We start from the raw sequence: 16705 nt of genomic DNA on the forward strand, positions 1-16705 counted from the left end.
GGCTGATGTGGCTGACCTCAGCCACATCAGCCCGTCCGGCGCTTGAGGACGCGCCCGAAGGGCGCTGGGCCGCCGCAGGCGGCCACGACGGCCCGCAGTCGAAAAACCGCCGGCCACACCTCAAAAATGCCGAAGGGACCGGGGCCCCCGCCCCGCTCGCGCCGTGCTGCTGGGCACCGACACCACGCCGTGCCGCTGGCGCCACACCTGCCGCGTCACCCACACGTCCAGCACCGACCAGGTCGCCGCCACGACGCTCAGCACGGCGCACAGCATCGTGGGCAGGGCCAGCCAGGACCCCGCGAGCGCGAACAGCGCCGCGATCATGGCCTGCACCATGGTCACCGAGATGATGAGGACGGCGCGCACCGCGGCCTCCCGGACCGGGTCCGGCATCCGCGGCCGGCGCGCGGGTTCCTCGACCCACAGTGACCGGCCCCGGCGCGAAGGGGCGCTGTGCTGCGGTTCCATGCCGGCTCGCCTCCCCGGTGGCGGCCCTCGTCGGGCGCGGCCACGGCATCGGTCCTGCGTCGTCCCCCCACTCAAAGAGCGTGCGGGGTTGCCGGAAGGTTCCCATCGGACCGATGAAAAGGGGAAAAACAAGCATTCCAGTCGGGCCGATAAATCCGGCATCGTCTGACAAGGTGTCACCCGAATGCGTCACGAGCGAAGTTCGATTGCCGTACTGGTCTTCGAGACCTGTGCGACGCAGTAGTAGGCTCTCGCCGCATTGTTGTCGTCAAAAACACCACCCCCGTGCACCGGGGTCGACGTGGGGGAGGCCATGCGCTTTCGCGGGAAGTCGATCCGCCGGAAGATCGTGGCGCTGTTGCTCGTGCCGCTCGTGTCGCTGACCGCCCTGTGGGCCTTCGCCACCGTGATCACCGGCACTGAGGCGGCCCGGCTGTTCGCCTTCGCCGACGTCATGAAGAAGGTCGGCTTCCCCGCCGACGACATGGTCCGCGCCCTCCAGGACGAACGCCGCCAGACCCTCGTCCTCCTCGCCGACCCCCGCCGGGCCGACGCGCGGGACGCCCTGCACGCCCGGCAGCGGGCCACCGACGGCGTACGGACCACCTTCCTCCGCGTCGCCCGCGGCGCGCGCGACGAGATGAGCGCCGCCGCCGCGGCCCGCTTCGACCGCATCGAGAAGGGCCTCGGCGGCCTGGACGGCATCCGCCACAAGGTCGAGGAGGGCACCCTCCACCGCGCCGGCGCCTTCGACGCCTACAGCGAACTCGTCGAACCCCACTACGCCTTCATCGCCGGCCTCGGCGCCCTCAAGGCCGACGTGGACAAGCAGGGCCGCGCCCTCGTCGGCATCGCCCGCGCCCGCGAGGCGCTCTCCCGCGAGGACGCCCTCCTCGCCGGCGCCCTCGCCGCGGGCACCATGACCCGGGAGGACCTGCGCGCCTTCTCCGACCGCGTCGCCGAACGCCGCATCCTCTACAGCACCAACCTGAGCCTGCTCCCCACCGCCGACCAGAAGATCTACGAGGACTACTGGCGCGGCACCGGCACCCGGGAACTGCGCATCGCCGAGGACAGCGTGATCCTCGCCGGCGCCGGCCGCGCCCCGCACGCCGTCCACCCCGGGAAGTGGCGCAGCGCCGCCGACGCCGTCCTCGGCGACCTCGCCCGCATGGGCACCGAGGCCGGCGAGCGCTACAACGAACGGGTCCGGCCCGAGGCCATCGAGATCCTCGTCAAGGCCGCCGTCGCCGGAGTGCTCGGCCTCGCCGCCCTCGTCTGCTCCTACGTCATCTCCCTGCGCATCGGCCGCGGCCTCGTACGGGACCTGCGGCAGCTGCGCAAAGAGGCCCACGAGGTCTCCGGCGTCCGGCTGCCCGGCGTGCTGCGCCGCCTCGCCGCCGGCGAGCGCATCGACCTGGAGGCCGAGGCACCCCGCCTCGACTACGGCCCCGACGAGCTCGGCCAGGTCGGCAAGGCCCTCAACACCCTCCAGCGCGCCGCCGTCGAGGCCGCCGTCAAACAGGCCGACGTGCGCCGCGGCGTCTCCGACGTCTTCGTCAACCTCGCCCGCCGCAGCCAGGTCCTGCTGCACCGTCAGCTGACCCTCCTGGACACCATGGAGCGGCGCACCGAGGACACCGAGGAGCTCGCCGACCTCTTCCGCCTCGACCACCTCACCACCCGGATGCGCCGCCACGCGGAGGGCCTGGTCATCCTCTCCGGCGCCTCCCCGGCCCGGCAGTGGCGCAAGCCGATCCAGCTGATGGACGTCGTACGGGCCGCGGCCGGCGAGGTCGAGGACTACAAGCGCATCGAGGTGCGCCGGCTGCCCCGGCTGGCCGTCCAGGGCCCCGTGGTCGCCGACCTCACCCACCTGCTCGCCGAACTCCTGGAGAACGCGACGGTCTTCTCCCCGCCGCACACCGTGGTGCAGGTCACCGGCGAACGGGTCGCCAACGGCTTCACGCTGGAGGTCCACGACCGGGGCCTCGGCATGACGGCCGAGGCGATGCTCGAAGCCAACCTCCGGCTCGCGGAGACCCCGGAGTTCGAGCTGTCCGACACCGACCGCCTCGGGCTGTTCGTCGTCAGCCGGCTCGCCCAGCGCCACGGCGTACGGGTCACCCTCCAGCCCTCCCCGTACGGCGGCACCACCGCCGTCGTCCTCATCCCGCTGGACCGGCTCACCGAGACCGCACCCGACCGAGACACCGTCGCGCTCACCCAGAAGCCCGCACCGGCCCGCCTGCGCACCGACCTCGATGCCCCCGACCCCGAGCGCTGGTCGCTTTTCGACGACCTGGCCGAACCGGCCCTCCCGTTCTGCCCGTCGGGCCGGGAGGACGGCGAGCAGCACCGCCAGGCGGACGACGACGTCCCGCTCCTGCCGCGCCGCCGGACCACCGCGCCCACCGCCGGCCGGGAGCGCCCGGCCGAGGACGAGCGGACCCCGACCGGCGGGCTGCCCCGGCGCGTGCGGCAGGCCAGCCTCGTCCCGCAGCTGCGCGACGACCCGGCGGCGCGGCGCGGGCACCCCGCGCCCGCCGCACCGGACACCGCCCGTCCGGAACCCGACCGTGACGCCGACGAGGTGCGGGCCCGCATGGCCGCCCTGCAGCGCGGCTGGCAGCGCGGCCGGGAGGAGAATGAGGCGGACCCAACGAGAACGACAGCACCAGGAACCACATCTGAGGGGGACGGCCCATGACCGCATCCAAGGCCGCGATACGCACCGGAGCAGACGAGCGGCCACCGGCGGACGCCGGACTGAGCTGGCTGCTCGACGAGCTCGTCGAGCGCGTCGGCAGCATCCGCAAGGCACTTGTCCTGTCCGGCGACGGCCTGGCGACCGGGGCGTCGAAGGACCTCTCCCGCGAGGACGGCGAACACCTGGCCGCCGTCGCCTCCGGCTTCCACAGCCTCGCCAAGGGCGTCGGCCGCCACTTCGACGCGGGCGAGGTGCGCCAGACGGTGGTCGAACTGGACGAGGCGTTCCTGTTCGTCACCGCCGCGGGCGACGGCAGCGCTCTGGCCGTGCTCGCCGACGCCGGCTCCGACATCGGGCTCGTCGCCTACGAGATGACGCTGCTCGTCAAGCGCGTGGGTGCCCACCTGGCCACCGCCCCGCGGACCGGCACGGCCGCCGACGCGTGACCGCCGGCATGGCCGGGGACGGACACCACAGAGGGAACGGAGGAGACAGAGGGGACGGGCGGACCGGGAGAGAGGGCGACGCCGCGGCGGCACGCTGGTACGACGACGCGGCGGGCCCCGTCGTGCGCCCGTACGCCATGACCCGCGGCCGCACCCACAGCGCGGCCGCGGCGGAGCTCGACCTGATCGCGCTGGTCATCGCGGACGAGGACGGCCCGGCCGGCCACGCCGTCGCCGACCGGACGCTCTCCCCGGAGCACCTGGACATTGTCGGCCTGACCCGCGGCGAGCCCCGCACCGTCGCGGAACTCGCCGCGGACCTGGACCTCGCGGTCGGGGTCGTACGCGTCCTCATCGGCGACCTGGTGGCCGCCCGGTACGTGCGCGCCCTGCGCCCGGTCCCCCCGGCGGAACTGCCCGACGCGAGCATCCTGCGCGAGGTCATCGAGGGGCTGCGGGCCCTCTGAGCGGCCCGGCGCACCGCCCGGTTTCCCGGCCCGGGCGGTGCGCCCCGCCGAAGGGACTTGTCGTGAGCACGGTCCTTGGGTGACGATCACCTTCCACAGGGGAGCGCACCGCGGCGCGGGCCCCGGCACGTCCCGGTCGGCCCGGATCGGAGGAGGGCGACAACCACGATGTCCGTACGCTCCGAGCACACCCGCTCCACCGCCCGCCCGGTGGCTCTCAAGCTCCTGGTGGCCGGCGGCTTCGGCGCCGGCAAGACGACCCTGGTCGGCTCCGTCAGCGAGATCAAGCCGCTGCGCACCGAGGAGCTCCTGACCGAGGCGGGCCGCCCGGTGGACGACACCTCGGGGGTGGAGGGCAAGCGCACCACCACCGTCGCCATGGACTTCGGCCGGATCACCCTCCGCGACGACCTGGTCCTCTACCTCTTCGGCACCCCCGGCCAGGACCGCTTCTGGTTCCTGTGGGACGAGCTCGCCCGGGGCACGCTCGGCGCGGTGGTCCTCGCCGACACCCGCCGGCTCGCGGACTGCTTCGCCGCCGTCGATTACTTCGAGCGCCGCGGCATCGCCTTCACCCTCGCCGTCAACTGCTTCGAGGGCGCCGACCGCTACCCCGAGGAGGACGTGCGCGACGCGCTCGACCTCGACCCCGGGGTGCCCGTCGTCATGTGCGACGCCCGCGAACGCGAGTCCGTCAAGGACGTCCTCGTCTCCGTCGTCGAGCACGCCATCGCCACCGGCGCCGCCGGGTAGCGCCCGGGCCTCACCGGACGGGGAAGTCGAAGTACGTGTCGGGGAACGGCTCCGGTGTGAACGTGTAGTGCCACCACTCCTCCGGCAGGTTCACGAAGCCCGCGCTCTCCAACGCCGACTTCAGCAGCAGCCGGTTCGCCCGCTGCCGCCCCTGGATCCGCGGGTCGAGGGTGTGGGAGAGGGTGTCGAAGCAGTCGAAACCCGTGCCCATGTCCACCGAGTTGTCAGGGAACCGCTGCCCCCGGGGCGCGTAGCACGGCACGAGCGGCTCCCCGGGCACGTACGGGCGGGTGGGCCGCGCGGGCAGCCGCACCAGCGTCACGTCCAGGGTGCTGCCCCTGCTGTGCCCCGACTTCTCGGCGATGTACCCGTCCGCGAACAGCCGGGACTTCGCCACCCGCGGGTAGAACTCCCCCTTCATCCGCTCGTCCCCGAGGTCCTTCGCCCATGCGACGAAGTCGTTCACCGCCCGCTGCGGGCGGTAGCAGTCGTAGACCTTCAGGGTGTACCCCCGGCGCAGCAGGGCCCGCTGCGCCCGGTGCAGCGCCACGGCCGCCGGCCGGGTGAGGAGGCACACCGGGCGGCGGTAGCCGTGGACGCGGTGGCCGGTGAAGTTGTGGACGCCGCGGTAGCGCATTTCCTGAAGGATCGTCGGGTCGACGTCGGCCAGGGCCACGAACCCCGGCGGACGCGCGCCGGACTCCGCCGACGCGGCGGGGACCGACGACGGGGCGGCCAGGACGACGAGCGCGGCGAGCGGCGCGGTGAGGGCCCGCAGGGCGCGGGAGAGTGCGGTCATGACACTCCGAATAGCAGGGAAGCGGGCGCACCGGAAGAGCACCCCCGCCCTCACGGCTACCGCCCCGCTCCCCTGACCCGCACCCGGTGGCCCACGTCCGGCGAGCCCTCCCGCTCCACCACCACCTCACCGTCCCGCAGCCGGGTCGTGAAGCGCTCCGCCTCGGCCGGCTCCCAGCCGTCACCCGCGTCCGGGATCAGCACCCCGCCGCCCGTACGGCCGGGAGCGGGTGCCCACACCTCCAGCTCCACCCGCCCGTCCGCCCCGGCCACCGGCAGCACCGAACCCGCCCTCGCCAGCACCGGGATCCGCGACAGCGGCGCGTCCAGCAGCACCTGCCCCGGCCCCTCGTACGCCTCGCCCGTCACCGTGTCGTACCACCGCCCGCGCGGCAGCCGCACCGCCCGCCGGTCCGTGCCCCGCTCCAGCACCGGCGCCACCAGCAGCGAATCGCCCAGCAGGAACGCGTCCTCGCAGTCCCGCAGCGCCCGGTCCTCCGGCGAACGCCACCACACCGGGCGGACGTACGGGGCCCCCGTCCGCCGCGCCAGATGCGCGAGCGTCACGAAGTACGGCAGCAGCCGCTCCCGCTCCCGCAGCACGGCCCCCGCGTGGGCGAGGACCTCCGGCCCGAACTCCCACGGCTCCCGCCGCCCCGCGAAGTTCGCCGCGTGCGTCCGGAACAGCGGCAGGTACGCCCCCAGCTGGAACCAGCGCAGGAACAGCTCCGGCGACGGCGAACCGGTGAAACCGCCCACGTCCGGGCCCGAGTACGGCACCCCGCACAGCCCCAGGCCCAGCACCAGCGCCAGCGACGCCCGCAGCCCCGGCCAGCCCGTCGCCACATCGCCCGACCACGTGCCGCCGTAGCGCTGCATCCCGGCCCAGCCCGACCGGGAGAAGAGGAACGGCCGCTCCCGCGGCCGCAGCGCGCACAGGCCCTCGTACCCCGCGCGGGCCATGGCCAGCCCGTACACGTTGTGGGCCTCGCGGTGGTCGCCCCCGCGGCCCTCCAGCGCGTGACGGGCCGACAGCGGCAGCGTCGGGTCGCCGAACGCCGTGAACGACACCGGCTCGTTCATGTCGTGCCACACCCCGGCGAAGCCCTGCGCCAGCCGCTCCGCGTACCACCCGCCCCACCAGGAGCGCACTGCCGGATCGGTGAAGTCCGGGTAGACCGACGCGCCGGGCCACACCTCGCCCCGCACCTCACGGCCCCGCGCGTCCGTGACGAACACCCCGGCCCGCGCACCGCTGTCGTACACCGGGAACCCCGGCTCGGCCTTCACCGCCGGGTCGACGATGGACACCAGCCGCACCCCCTCCTCCCGGAACCCGGCCGCCATCCCCGGCAGATCGGGAAACCGCTCCTGGTCCACCGTGAAGACCCGGTGCCCCCGGTGGTGGTCGATGTCCAGGTGCACCGCCGACAGCGGCAGCCCGCGCTCGCGGTAACCGGCGACCACCCGCCGCACCTCACGCTCGCTGCCGAACCCCCAGCGCGCGTGCTGGTACCCCAGCGCCCAGGACGGCGGCAGCGCCGCCGCGCCCGTCAGCGCGGCCCAGCCGTGCAGCACCCGCGCGGGCGTGCCCACCACCACCCAGGAGCGCAGCGGTCCCCCTTCCATCCGCAGCTCGCAGCGGCCCGGCCGGTCGTGGCCCGAGCCCGCGCCCTCCTCGCCTTCCTGCAACGTCACCCGGCCGTCGTGGGAGTTGTCGCAGAACGACAGGTGGGTGCCCGCGTCGGCCACGACCAGCTGCACCGGCATCGTGATGTACAGCGGGTCGTCACCCGGCTCGAACGTGCCCCCCGGATCGGTGTTCCACAGCCGGTACGCGCCGTTGCGCAGCCGCGGCCCCGCCGCCCGGCCGCCCAGCCCGAAGAACCGCGCGTCCGCCGGCACCTGCGACCGCTGCGTCCACCGGGCCCCGCTCCCCTCCTGCGCCTCCCGGCCCTCCGCCTCCCACCAGCGGGGCGGCAGATCGCGCCGCAGCAGCACCCCGCCGGGCGTGCGCACCTCCACCGTGCCGTGCCGGCCCACCACGACCAGCACCCGCTCCGAGACCACCCGCCAGCCGCCGTCCTTGTCCGGCTCCAGCACCGCGCGCTCGTCCGCCTCCGGCACCGGCCCCGCCAGGGCGTACGAGGGCTCCGGCAGCGCCCCGTCCCACCCGCAGAACACCGCGCCGCCGGCCGCCACCCGCACCCGCAGCGACGACCGGGCGAACCGCACCACCCCACCGCCGGGCTCCGGCTCCGCGCCCCGAGCCGCCCCCGGCACCCGCGCCCGCTCCGGCCCCCGCTTCGGCAGCCCCGCCGCGTCCGCGCGCCGGCGCCGCAGCGCCGTCCGCAGGGACCGCAGCCCCCGGGCCGTTGCGACCGTCCTCGTTAACCTCAGCAGATCACGAGCATCCATGCTGATCACCCTGCCACCGACGACCTCCGGTGCGGGCTGCGTTCAACCGCCGTTCACCCCCCGCGGGGACACCCCGCCCCGGGCGCCCGAGGGCGTCCGGGGCCCGGAGAAGAGCCGCCGGCCCTGGTATCCGAGTCGATCACGTGGCATCGTCCTGGGCAGCCGCGTCACGCGCATACCCCGCCCGTGTGCGCGGCGACGCCCACGACGCGTACAGCCCGGGAGCCGCCATGACCACCGCACCGCCGCCCGCCGCCCAGCCGGAGCCCCTGTGGAGCCCCGGCCCGGACCGAGTCGCCCGCGCCCAGGTCACCCGCTTCCACTCCTGGGCGGCCGGGGAACACGGCGCCCCCGCCTCCGTCGCCGGGGACCCCGCCGCGAGCTACACCGCCCTGCACCGCTGGTCCGTCGCCGAACCCGAGCGCTTCTGGCAGGCCGTCACCGAATGGTGCGAGGTGCGCTTCGCCACCCCCTACGAGCGGGTCCTCGCCGACCCGGCGATGCCGGGCGCCACCTGGTTCCCCGGCGCCACCCTCAACTACGCCGAGCACGCCCTGCGCCCTGCCGCCGACCCCGCCCGCGCCGACGGTCCCGCCCTCCTGCACGTCGACGAGACCCACGAGCCGCGCCCGGTCAGCTGGACCGAGCTCCGCGCCCAGGTCGGCTCGCTGGCCGCGGAACTCCGCCGCCTGGGGGTGCGCCCCGGCGACCGGGTCAGCGCTTACGTGCCCAACATCCCGCAGGCCGTCGTCGCCCTGCTCGCCACCGCCGCCATCGGCGCCGTGTGGACCTCCTGCGCCCCCGACTTCGGCGCCCGCAGCGTCCTGGACCGCTTCCAGCAGGTCGAGCCCGTCGTCCTGTTCGCCGTCGACGGCTACCACTACGGCGGCAAGCGCCACGAGCGCGCCGACACCGTCGCCGAGCTGCGCGCCGGGCTGCCCACCGTGCGGGCCGTCGTGCACATCCCGCAGCTGGGCACCGCCGCCCCCGAGGGCGCGCTGGAGTGGTCCGCCCTCACCTCGGCCGACGTCGAGCCGGTCTTCGAGCAGGTCCCCTTCGACCACCCCCTGTGGGTGCTGTACTCCTCCGGCACCACCGGCCTGCCCAAGGCCATCGTCCAGTCCCAGGGCGGCATCCTCGTCGAACACCTCAAGCAGCTCGCCCTGCACTGCGACCTCGGCCCCGGCGACCGCTTCTTCTGGTACACCTCCACCGGCTGGATGATGTGGAACTTCCTCGTCTCCGGCCTGCTGGTGGGCTCCACCGTCGTCCTCTACGACGGCAGCCCCGGCCACCCCGACACCGCCGCCCAGTGGCGCGTCGCCGAACGCACCGGCGCGACCTTCTACGGCACCTCCGCCGCCTACGTGATGGCCTGCCGCAAGGCCGGCGTCCGGCCGGGGCGCGACTTCGACCTCTCACGGGTGCGGTGCGTCGCCACCACCGGCTCCCCCCTGCCGCCCGACGGGTTCCGCTGGATCCACGACGAGGTCGCCGACGACATGTGGATCGCGTCCGTCAGCGGCGGCACGGACGTCTGCAGCTGCTTCGCCGGCGCCGTCCCGACCCTCCCCGTGCACATCGGCGAGCTCCAGGCCCCCTGCCTGGGCACCGACCTCCAGGCGTGGGACGCCCAGGGTGAGCCCGTCGTCGACGAGGTCGGCGAGCTGATCGTCGCGGCCCCGCTGCCCTCCATGCCGGTCCGCTTCTGGAACGACCCCGACGGCAGCCGCTACCGCGACAGCTACTTCGAGATGTTCCCCGGCGTCTGGCGCCACGGCGACTGGATCACCCTCACCTCCCGCGGCAGCGTGGTCATCCACGGCCGCTCCGACTCCACCCTCAACCGGCAGGGCGTCCGGATGGGCTCCGCCGACATCTACGAGGCCGTGGAACGCCTCCCCGAAATCCGCGAATCCCTCGTCATCGGCGTCGAACGGCCCGACGGCGGCTACTGGATGCCGCTCTTCGTCCACCTCGCACCCGGCGCCACCCTGGATACGGCACTGCTCGACCGCATCAAGGGGACCATCCGTGAACAGCTCTCGCCCCGCCACGTCCCCGACGAGGTCATCGAGGTGGCGGGCATCCCGCACACCCTGACCGGCAAGCGCATCGAGGTGCCCGTCAAACGCATCCTCCAGGGCACCCCCCTGGAGAAGGCCGTCAACCCCGGCTCCGTCGACGACATCACCCTCCTGCACTTCTACGAGAAGCTGGGCCGCGACCGCGCCTGACCGGCGGCGGGCGCAGTTCCGGCGGCGCGCGGCTCACCCCCCGTACGTCGCCTGCCGCTCGCCCAGCGTCCCGGCGAAGTCCGCCGCCAGCCGCACCGCGTCCCTGGGCTCCAGCCCGGCCGTGGTGATCCGCACCCCGGGCGCGGAGGCGATCCGGAACCGCGCCCCCGCCGCCACCCACCAGCCCGACGAGCGCAGACCACTGACGACCGCGGCTTCGTCGCGCACCGGAACCCAGACGTTCAGCCCGCCGGCCCCGTGCGCGGCGATCCCGTGCGCCGCCAGCTCCCGCAGCAGCGCCTCCCGGCGCAGCGCGTAGGCGGCGCGCGCCCGCCGCACGAGGTCCTGCGCCGCGGGGTCGGTCAGCAGCCCGGCCACGGCCTCCTGCAGGGCGTGGCTCACCCAGCCGGAGGTGAGCAACAGCCGCCCGTCGTGCCGGGCCAGCGTGGTGGCGTCGCAGGCCAGCGCCGCCCAGCGCAGGTCCGTGCCCAGGTACTTGGTGACCGTACGGACCTGGGCCCAGCGCGCCGGCCCGCCGCCCGCCGTGAGGCTGTGCAGCGGTGCCCCGGCGACCTCGGCCGCGTGATCGTTCTCGATCACCAGCACGTCCGGCGCCTGCGCGAGGACCTCCGCCAGGGCGTCCCGCCGCTCGGCGGAGAAGCACCCGCCGTAGGGGTTCTGCGCGCGCGGGCTGCAGATCACCGCCCGGACGCCCGCCCGCACCGCCGCCCGCAGCGCCTCCGGCCGCATGCCCTCGTCGTCCACCGCGACGGGCACGGACCGCAGCCCGAGCGCCGGCACGAGGTCGAGCAGGTGGTGGTAGCCCGGGTCCTCCATCGCCACCGCGTCGCCGGGGCGCAGCTCGACGGAGAGCAGCCGGGCCACGCAGTCGAGCGCGGAGTGCGCGAACGTCACCCGGTCGGCCGGTACGCCGTCGCGCTCGTACCAGGCGCGCGTGAGCACCTCCAGCCGTTCCAGCCGCGGCGCCGCCCGGTGCGAACGCGACCCCGGGACCACGCGCACGGACGGCAGCGCGTCGGGCAGGAACGCCTGATCGGGATGGCCGCCCGCCAGGTCGCGCAGCCCGTCCGGCACCTTCGGCGGGCGCCGGGAGGCGACCGCCGGGGCGTCGGCCACCACCGTCCCGCCCCGGCCGCGCGTCAGGACGATCCCGCGCCCGCGCAGCTCCTTGTACGTGGCCGCGACCGTCCCCGGACTCACTCCTAGCCGCTCGGCCAGCACGCGGACCGGGGGCAGCGCGCTGCCCGGCGGCAGGAAGCCGCCGGCGACACCGCCCTCGATGGACGCGGCAATTCCCTTGGCATTGGTACCCGTGATCTCATATTGTGTTGCCACAGATCTGATTATGTATCAATACAATAGCTCGGTCAAGGGGTTCACATGCAGATACCGGTGCGGATACCGGGGGGACCGGACGGCCGGCGCCTGCTGGCCATCACCTTCGTCGACAGAGTCGGATCCGGCCTCTGGGGGGCGACCGCCGCCCTCTACTTCCTCTACGTCGTCCGGCTCACCACCGCGGAGATCGGCCTCCTCCTCGCCGTCTCCGGCGCCGTCGGCATCGCCGGCCCGCCCCTCGGCGGCCTCCTGGCCGACCGGCTGCCCCTCCGGCCGCTGCTCGCCCTCGTCCAAGTGGTGCGCGCCTTAGCCTCGCTCGCCCTCCTGACCACCACCGACCTGGGCCTCCTCCTCGCCTTCGCGGCGGCCGGCAGCCTCGGCGACCGCGCGTCCAGCGTCCTCACCAAGCTGTACGCCACCCGGATCGCGGGCCCCGAACGCGTCCGCTACCAGGCGATCAACCGCACCGCCGCCAACATCGGATGGGCCGTCGGCGGCCTCACGGCAGCCGGCGCCCTCACCGCGGGCACCCCCACCGTCTACCGCGCGCTCCTGATCGGCGACGCGCTCTCCTTCGTCGCGACCGCCCTGCTCACCCTGCGGTGCACGGAGCCGACCCCCTCACACACCGTCAGGACCACGGCCGCCCCGGAAGCCGGCACCGCGCCGGAGCGGAAGGCGGCCACCGGCCCCTGGCGCGACCGCCGCTACCTCCTCTACACCCTCGGTGAGATACCCCTCTGCCTCGACGACTCCATCTTCAAGATCGGCCTGCCCCTGTGGGCCGCCACCGCCACCGCCGTCCCCCACCAGGCCGTCCCCCTCTTCCTCGTCCTCAACAACGCCCTCGTCGTCTGCTTCCAGGTCCCCTTCGCCCGCTTCGGCACCACCCCCGCCGCCGCCCGCAACTCCCTCCTGCCCCTGGCCGCTGTCCTCCTCGCCGGTGGCGCCGCCTTCGCCGCCTCGGCCGTCGACGTCCCCTGGCTCGCCACCGCCGCCCTCGCCCTGGCCGCCACCGCCTTCTCCGTCGCCGAGATGCTGCACGCGACGATCTCCTGGGAACTGTCGGTCGCCCTCGCCCCGCCCGAGACACAGGGCGCCTACCTCGGCGTCCACGGCCTGGCCCAGGCCACGCAGCGCAGCGTCGGCCCCCTGGCTCTCACCGGCGTCATCGCCGCCGGCCCCCTCGGCTGGCTCGGCCTCGGCGCCGGACTCGCCGCGGTCTGCTGCGCCCAGCGGCGCCTGGTGCGCGACCGCGACCACCCGGCGATGTCAGTGCCGTCACTTACAGTGAGCAAGCACTGATCGTCCGCGCTGAGGGGGAGTCATGGCGCACACCAGGAATGACGGCAACCGACGACGACTGACGGCGCGGCGCACGCTGCGCCGCGAAGTGCCCGGCACCGTGGCCGTGCTGGCCGACGAGAGGGATTTCGCCGCCATGCGGCGCTACCGCACCTTCACCTTCGACGACCACGCGGCGTACCTGCGGCAGGTGGAGGGGCTGCTGCGGGCCCGCGCCGCCCAGGGCAGACACACGAGCGTGACCCTCTTCGACCCGGAGGGCTACGAGGAGTTCTGCTCCGCCTCCCACATCAACCCCGACGCCCCGGCCAGCCGCACCCGCTACACCGCGGAGATCGCCGCGGCGGGCACCAAGGTCACCTACGAGGGCCAGCCCCTGGCCCGCCTGCTGCCCCGCCTCATCGAGGAAGTGGAACAGCAGGCGACCTGGGAATGCGCCACCGGCCTCCTCACCGGCGGCGGGAACTGCGCCTCCTGCGGCGAGGACATCGCCCGGGCGGCCTTCGCCCGCGCCACCCGGGCCCTGCGCCGGCTCATCGAAGCCGTCGGTCCGGGGACACACCACCTCGTATGCAGCGTCCCCGCCGACGGCACCACCCCGCTGGTCGCCGTGCTCCACACGGACAACAGTGGCGACGGCCTGCTGCACCTGGGAGAGACCGCGGCGCTGGTCTTCTGCACCGTCCTGGCGGCGGGCATCGCCACGGACCGCCCGGGCGGAGTGGTCCTGCGCTCCACCGTGCCCGGGCAACGCGACGCCGTACGCGGCTGGACCCTGCGCGACGGCTGGCTGAGGCCCCTGACCGAAGCGGAGGTCTTCGCCGCCTACTGCACCGACGCGCACACCGGCGAGCCGGTGCCCCCCGAGCCCGGCGTCGACTACCGCGCGGGGCTCCCGCTCGCCGAGCCCGGCCCCGACGACCGGGAGGAGGGCGAAGAGAGGGACTGAAAACGCAAGGGGTGCCCCGCCGGACCGGCGGGGCACCCCTCACATCACAGCTGTCTCACCGGCTCACTCGCCGGAGAGCACCGCCTGCGCGGCCACGCGGGCCTCCTCGGCGGAGTCCGTCGCCCGGGCCGCGGCGGCGGCACGCTCGCACTGGGCGAGCGTGTGCTTGGCCAGGGTCGCGCGCACATACGGGATGGACGCCGCACCCATGGACAGGCTCGTCACGCCCAGACCGGTCAGCACACAGGCGAGCAGCGGGTCGGCCGCGGCCTCACCGCACACGCCGCAGCTCTTGCCCTCGGCCTTGGCGGCCTCGGCCGAAGCCGCGACCAGGTCGAGCAGCGCCGGCTGCCACGGGTCCTGCAGCCGCGACACCGCACCGACCTGACGGTCCGCGGCGAACGTGTACTGCGCCAGGTCATTGGTCCCCAGCGACAGGAACTCGACCTCCTGCAGGATCGAGCGGGCCCGCAGCGCGGCGGAGGGGATCTCCACCATCGCACCGAACTTCGCCTGCAGCCCGGCCGCCCGGCACGCGTCCGCGAACGCCTTCGCGTCGGTGCGGTCCGCCACCATCGGGGCCATGACCTCAAGGTAGACCGGCAGCCCCTCGACGGCCTTGGCCAGTGCGGTGAGCTGCGTGCGCAGCACCTCCGGGTGGTCCAGCAGCGTCCGCAGACCCCGCACACCCAGCGCCGGGTTCGGCTCGTCGGCCGGCGTCAGGAAGGCGAGCGGCTTGTCGGCGCCCGCGTCCAGCACCCGCACGACCACCCGGCCCTCGGGGAACGCCTCCAGCACCTTGCGGTACGCCTCGACCTGCTTCTCCTCCGACGGCGCCTTCTCGCTGTCGTCGAGGAAGAGGAACTCGGTACGGAAGAGACCGACGCCCTCGGCGCCCGCCTCCACCGCGGCCGGCACGTCCGCCGGACCGCCGACGTTCGCGAGCAGCGGCACCTTGTGCCCGTCGGACGTCGCACCCGGACCGGACGAAGCGGCGAGAGCCGCCTTGCGCGCCTCGGCGGCCCGCGTCAGCTCGGCCCGCTTCTCGGCGCTCGGGTCGACGAAGACGTCGCCCGTGCTGCCGTCGACGGCCACGACCGTGCCCTCGGCCAGCTCACCGGCGCCCGGCAGCGCCACGACGGCCGGAACTCCCAGCGCGCGGGCGAGGATGGCGCTGTGGCTGGTCGGCCCGCCCTCCTCGGTCACGAAGCCGAGCACCAGCGTCGGGTCGAGCAGCGCGGTGTCGGCGGGAGCGAGGTCCCGCGCGATCAGCACGTACGGCTCGTCGCTGTCCGGGACACCCGGCATCGGAACGCCCAGCAGACGCGCGACGATACGATTCCGCACGTCGTCCAGGTCGGCCACCCGGCCGGCCAGGTACTCGCCCGCGTTGGCGAGCAGCGCGCGGTAGGCGGCAAAAGCGTCGTACACGGCACGCTCGGCGGTGCTGCCGACGGTGATGCGCCGTTCGACGTCCGCCATGAGCTCCGGGTCCTGCGCCATCATGGCCTGGGCCTCGAGCACGTGCTGGGCCTCGCCACCGGCCAGGTTGCCGCGCGCGATGAGGTCGGCGGCGACAGCCTCCACGGCCTGGCGGGCGCGCCCCTGTTCGCGCGGCGCCTCATCGGCCGGGATCTGCTTGGCCGGCGGTTCCAGAACCGCCGTGCCCATGTGCCGCACCTCGCCGATCGCCACACCGTGGCTCACGCCGACGCCTCGCAGCGTTGTCTCCATTTCACCCGTCTCCGGTTGATGCGGCGGCTCGGGCCGCCGCGGGTGGATGTCGTACGTGCCGTCCCCGTACATAGGGGACGGTGCCGGACTAGCTCCAGCTGAACAGCGCGTCGCCTGCCTTGACGTCGCCGTCCACGCGCACGTCGCCGAGCGAGTCGGCGGTGGCCTCGAGCGCGACGATCGGGCAGATCGGCGACTTGCCGGCCTGCTCGACGGCGACCGGGTTCCAGCGCACGACCTCCTGGCCGCGCGTCACCGTGTCGCCCTTGTTGACGAGCAGCTCGAAGCCCTCGCCGTTGAGCTGAACGGTGTCGATGCCGAGGTGCGTGAGCACCCCGTGCCCGAGGGCGTCGACGACGACGAACGCGTGGGGGTGGAGCGAGACGATGACGCCGTCGACGGGTGAAACCGCGGCGGAGGGCTCGCGGACGGGGTCGATGGCCGTACCGGGACCCACCATCGCGCCGGAGAAGACCGGGTCGGGCACTGCCTCGAGTCCGATGGCGCGTCCGGCGAGCGGGGACGTCACGGTGGTCATGGGAAGCCTCCCAGGGGTGATGATTCATCACACGCCGTCACTGCCTGTCCTGGACGGCGCGCTGGTCAGAAAGCGTATGTCATGAGAACTGGGGGTTCCGCACGAGCGAGGCCACCCGGCGGAGGCCCTGAGAGAGCCCGCACCGTCACGGAGAGTGGGCGTCCGGGGGCCGCCGAAATCGATTTGCCTCGCCCCGCCCGGAGATGTACTGTCGGATCCCTGCCCACGACCGAGGCCCGCAGTCAACTGCTGGCAAGGCGAGGGGCGGCACTCTATTGGATATGATCCATTTCCCGGATCCGCTTCTGTGTGCCTGCATGTCCTTGGTGACTGCGGAAAACGAGCGGTAAGGGAGCGGAAAAACTCCTGATAGAGTGGTGGAACACCGAAGGGAAGCGCCCGGAGGGCCCCGTGAAAAGGGACCGAAGGAAGCGTCCGTTCCTTGAGAACTCAACAGCGTGCCAAAAGTCAACGCCAGACTATAAAATACCCCGTCCCTGATCCTCTGGATCGGGACGCG

The 16705-nt window shown here is 74.0% G+C and carries 12 protein-coding genes and 1 pseudogene; 7 read left to right on the forward strand and 6 right to left on the reverse strand.

The features are described 5' to 3' along the window. Positions 1-471 (reverse strand): annotated as a pseudogene (locus tag ABZ951_RS31610) (hypothetical protein); the annotation flags it as partial. A gap of 313 nt (positions 472-784) precedes the next feature. On the opposite strand from ABZ951_RS31610, the gene ABZ951_RS31615 reads away from it, so the two are divergent. From ABZ951_RS31615 to ABZ951_RS31630, 4 genes are all read left to right on the forward strand, one after another. Then, a complete protein-coding gene (locus tag ABZ951_RS31615) occupies positions 785-3181 on the forward strand; it encodes a nitrate- and nitrite sensing domain-containing protein (RefSeq protein ID WP_344096808.1) in 2397 nt (798 codons plus the stop codon). Beyond that, positions 3178-3627, forward strand: a complete 450-nt coding sequence (locus tag ABZ951_RS31620; protein ID WP_344096810.1) for a roadblock/LC7 domain-containing protein — start codon at positions 3178-3180, stop codon at positions 3625-3627. The genes ABZ951_RS31615 and ABZ951_RS31620 overlap by 4 nt, the downstream gene beginning before the upstream one ends. Before the next feature lie 8 nt (positions 3628-3635). After that, positions 3636-4094 (forward strand): DUF742 domain-containing protein, encoded by a 459-nt coding sequence (locus ABZ951_RS31625; RefSeq protein WP_344096812.1) that lies wholly within the window; start codon positions 3636-3638, stop codon positions 4092-4094. A gap of 168 nt (positions 4095-4262) precedes the next feature. After that, positions 4263-4847 carry an ATP/GTP-binding protein gene (locus ABZ951_RS31630; RefSeq protein ID WP_344096814.1) on the forward strand — a complete coding sequence of 195 codons (585 nt, stop codon included), beginning with the start codon at positions 4263-4265 and terminating at the stop codon, positions 4845-4847. Between the two features lie 10 nt (positions 4848-4857). Here the strand turns inward: ABZ951_RS31630 and ABZ951_RS31635 are convergent, their stop codons facing one another. Together ABZ951_RS31635 and ABZ951_RS31640 are read right to left on the reverse strand one after the other, a co-directional pair. After that, a complete protein-coding gene (locus ABZ951_RS31635; RefSeq protein ID WP_344096817.1) occupies positions 4858-5646 on the reverse strand; it encodes a M15 family metallopeptidase in 789 nt (262 codons plus the stop codon). A 56-nt stretch (positions 5647-5702) separates the two neighbouring features. Then, the gene (locus tag ABZ951_RS31640) at positions 5703-8063 is read right to left on the reverse strand and encodes a glycoside hydrolase family 31 protein (RefSeq protein ID WP_344096820.1); all 2361 of its coding nucleotides are present in this window, start codon (positions 8061-8063) and stop codon (positions 5703-5705) included. Between the two features lie 230 nt (positions 8064-8293). Here ABZ951_RS31640 and ABZ951_RS31645 point away from each other — a divergent pair, with 230 nt between their 5' ends. Continuing rightward, complete coding sequence (locus ABZ951_RS31645) at positions 8294-10300, forward strand: acetoacetate--CoA ligase (RefSeq protein WP_344096822.1); 2007 nt, start codon at positions 8294-8296, stop codon at positions 10298-10300. A gap of 33 nt (positions 10301-10333) precedes the next feature. On the opposite strand, the gene ABZ951_RS31650 is transcribed toward ABZ951_RS31645, so the two are convergent. After that, entirely contained in the window at positions 10334-11656 is a 1323-nt protein-coding gene (locus ABZ951_RS31650; protein ID WP_344096825.1) for an aminotransferase class I/II-fold pyridoxal phosphate-dependent enzyme, read from the reverse strand. 45 nt (positions 11657-11701) lie between these two features. On the opposite strand from ABZ951_RS31650, the gene ABZ951_RS31655 reads away from it, so the two are divergent. Both ABZ951_RS31655 and ABZ951_RS31660 read left to right on the forward strand, forming a co-directional pair. Further along, positions 11702-12964 carry an MFS transporter gene (locus ABZ951_RS31655; RefSeq protein WP_344096827.1) on the forward strand — a complete coding sequence of 421 codons (1263 nt, stop codon included), beginning with the start codon at positions 11702-11704 and terminating at the stop codon, positions 12962-12964. Positions 12965-12986: 22 nt separating this feature from the next. Further along, on the forward strand, positions 12987-13913 hold the full coding sequence (locus tag ABZ951_RS31660; RefSeq protein WP_344096829.1) for a hypothetical protein: 927 nt from the start codon (positions 12987-12989) through the stop codon (positions 13911-13913). Positions 13914-13976: 63 nt separating this feature from the next. Here the strand turns inward: ABZ951_RS31660 and ptsP are convergent, their stop codons facing one another. Further along, on the reverse strand, positions 13977-15647 hold the full coding sequence (gene ptsP, locus ABZ951_RS31665) for a phosphoenolpyruvate--protein phosphotransferase (protein WP_344096832.1): 1671 nt from the start codon (positions 15645-15647) through the stop codon (positions 13977-13979). An 88-nt stretch (positions 15648-15735) separates the two neighbouring features. After that, positions 15736-16185 (reverse strand): PTS glucose transporter subunit IIA, encoded by a 450-nt coding sequence (locus ABZ951_RS31670; protein ID WP_344096834.1) that lies wholly within the window; start codon positions 16183-16185, stop codon positions 15736-15738. Between the last annotated feature and the right edge of the window lie 520 nt (positions 16186-16705).

Source organism: Streptomyces sp. NPDC046215 (assembly GCF_040646215.1).
Classification (GTDB): domain Bacteria; phylum Actinomycetota; class Actinomycetes; order Streptomycetales; family Streptomycetaceae; genus Streptomyces; species Streptomyces stramineus.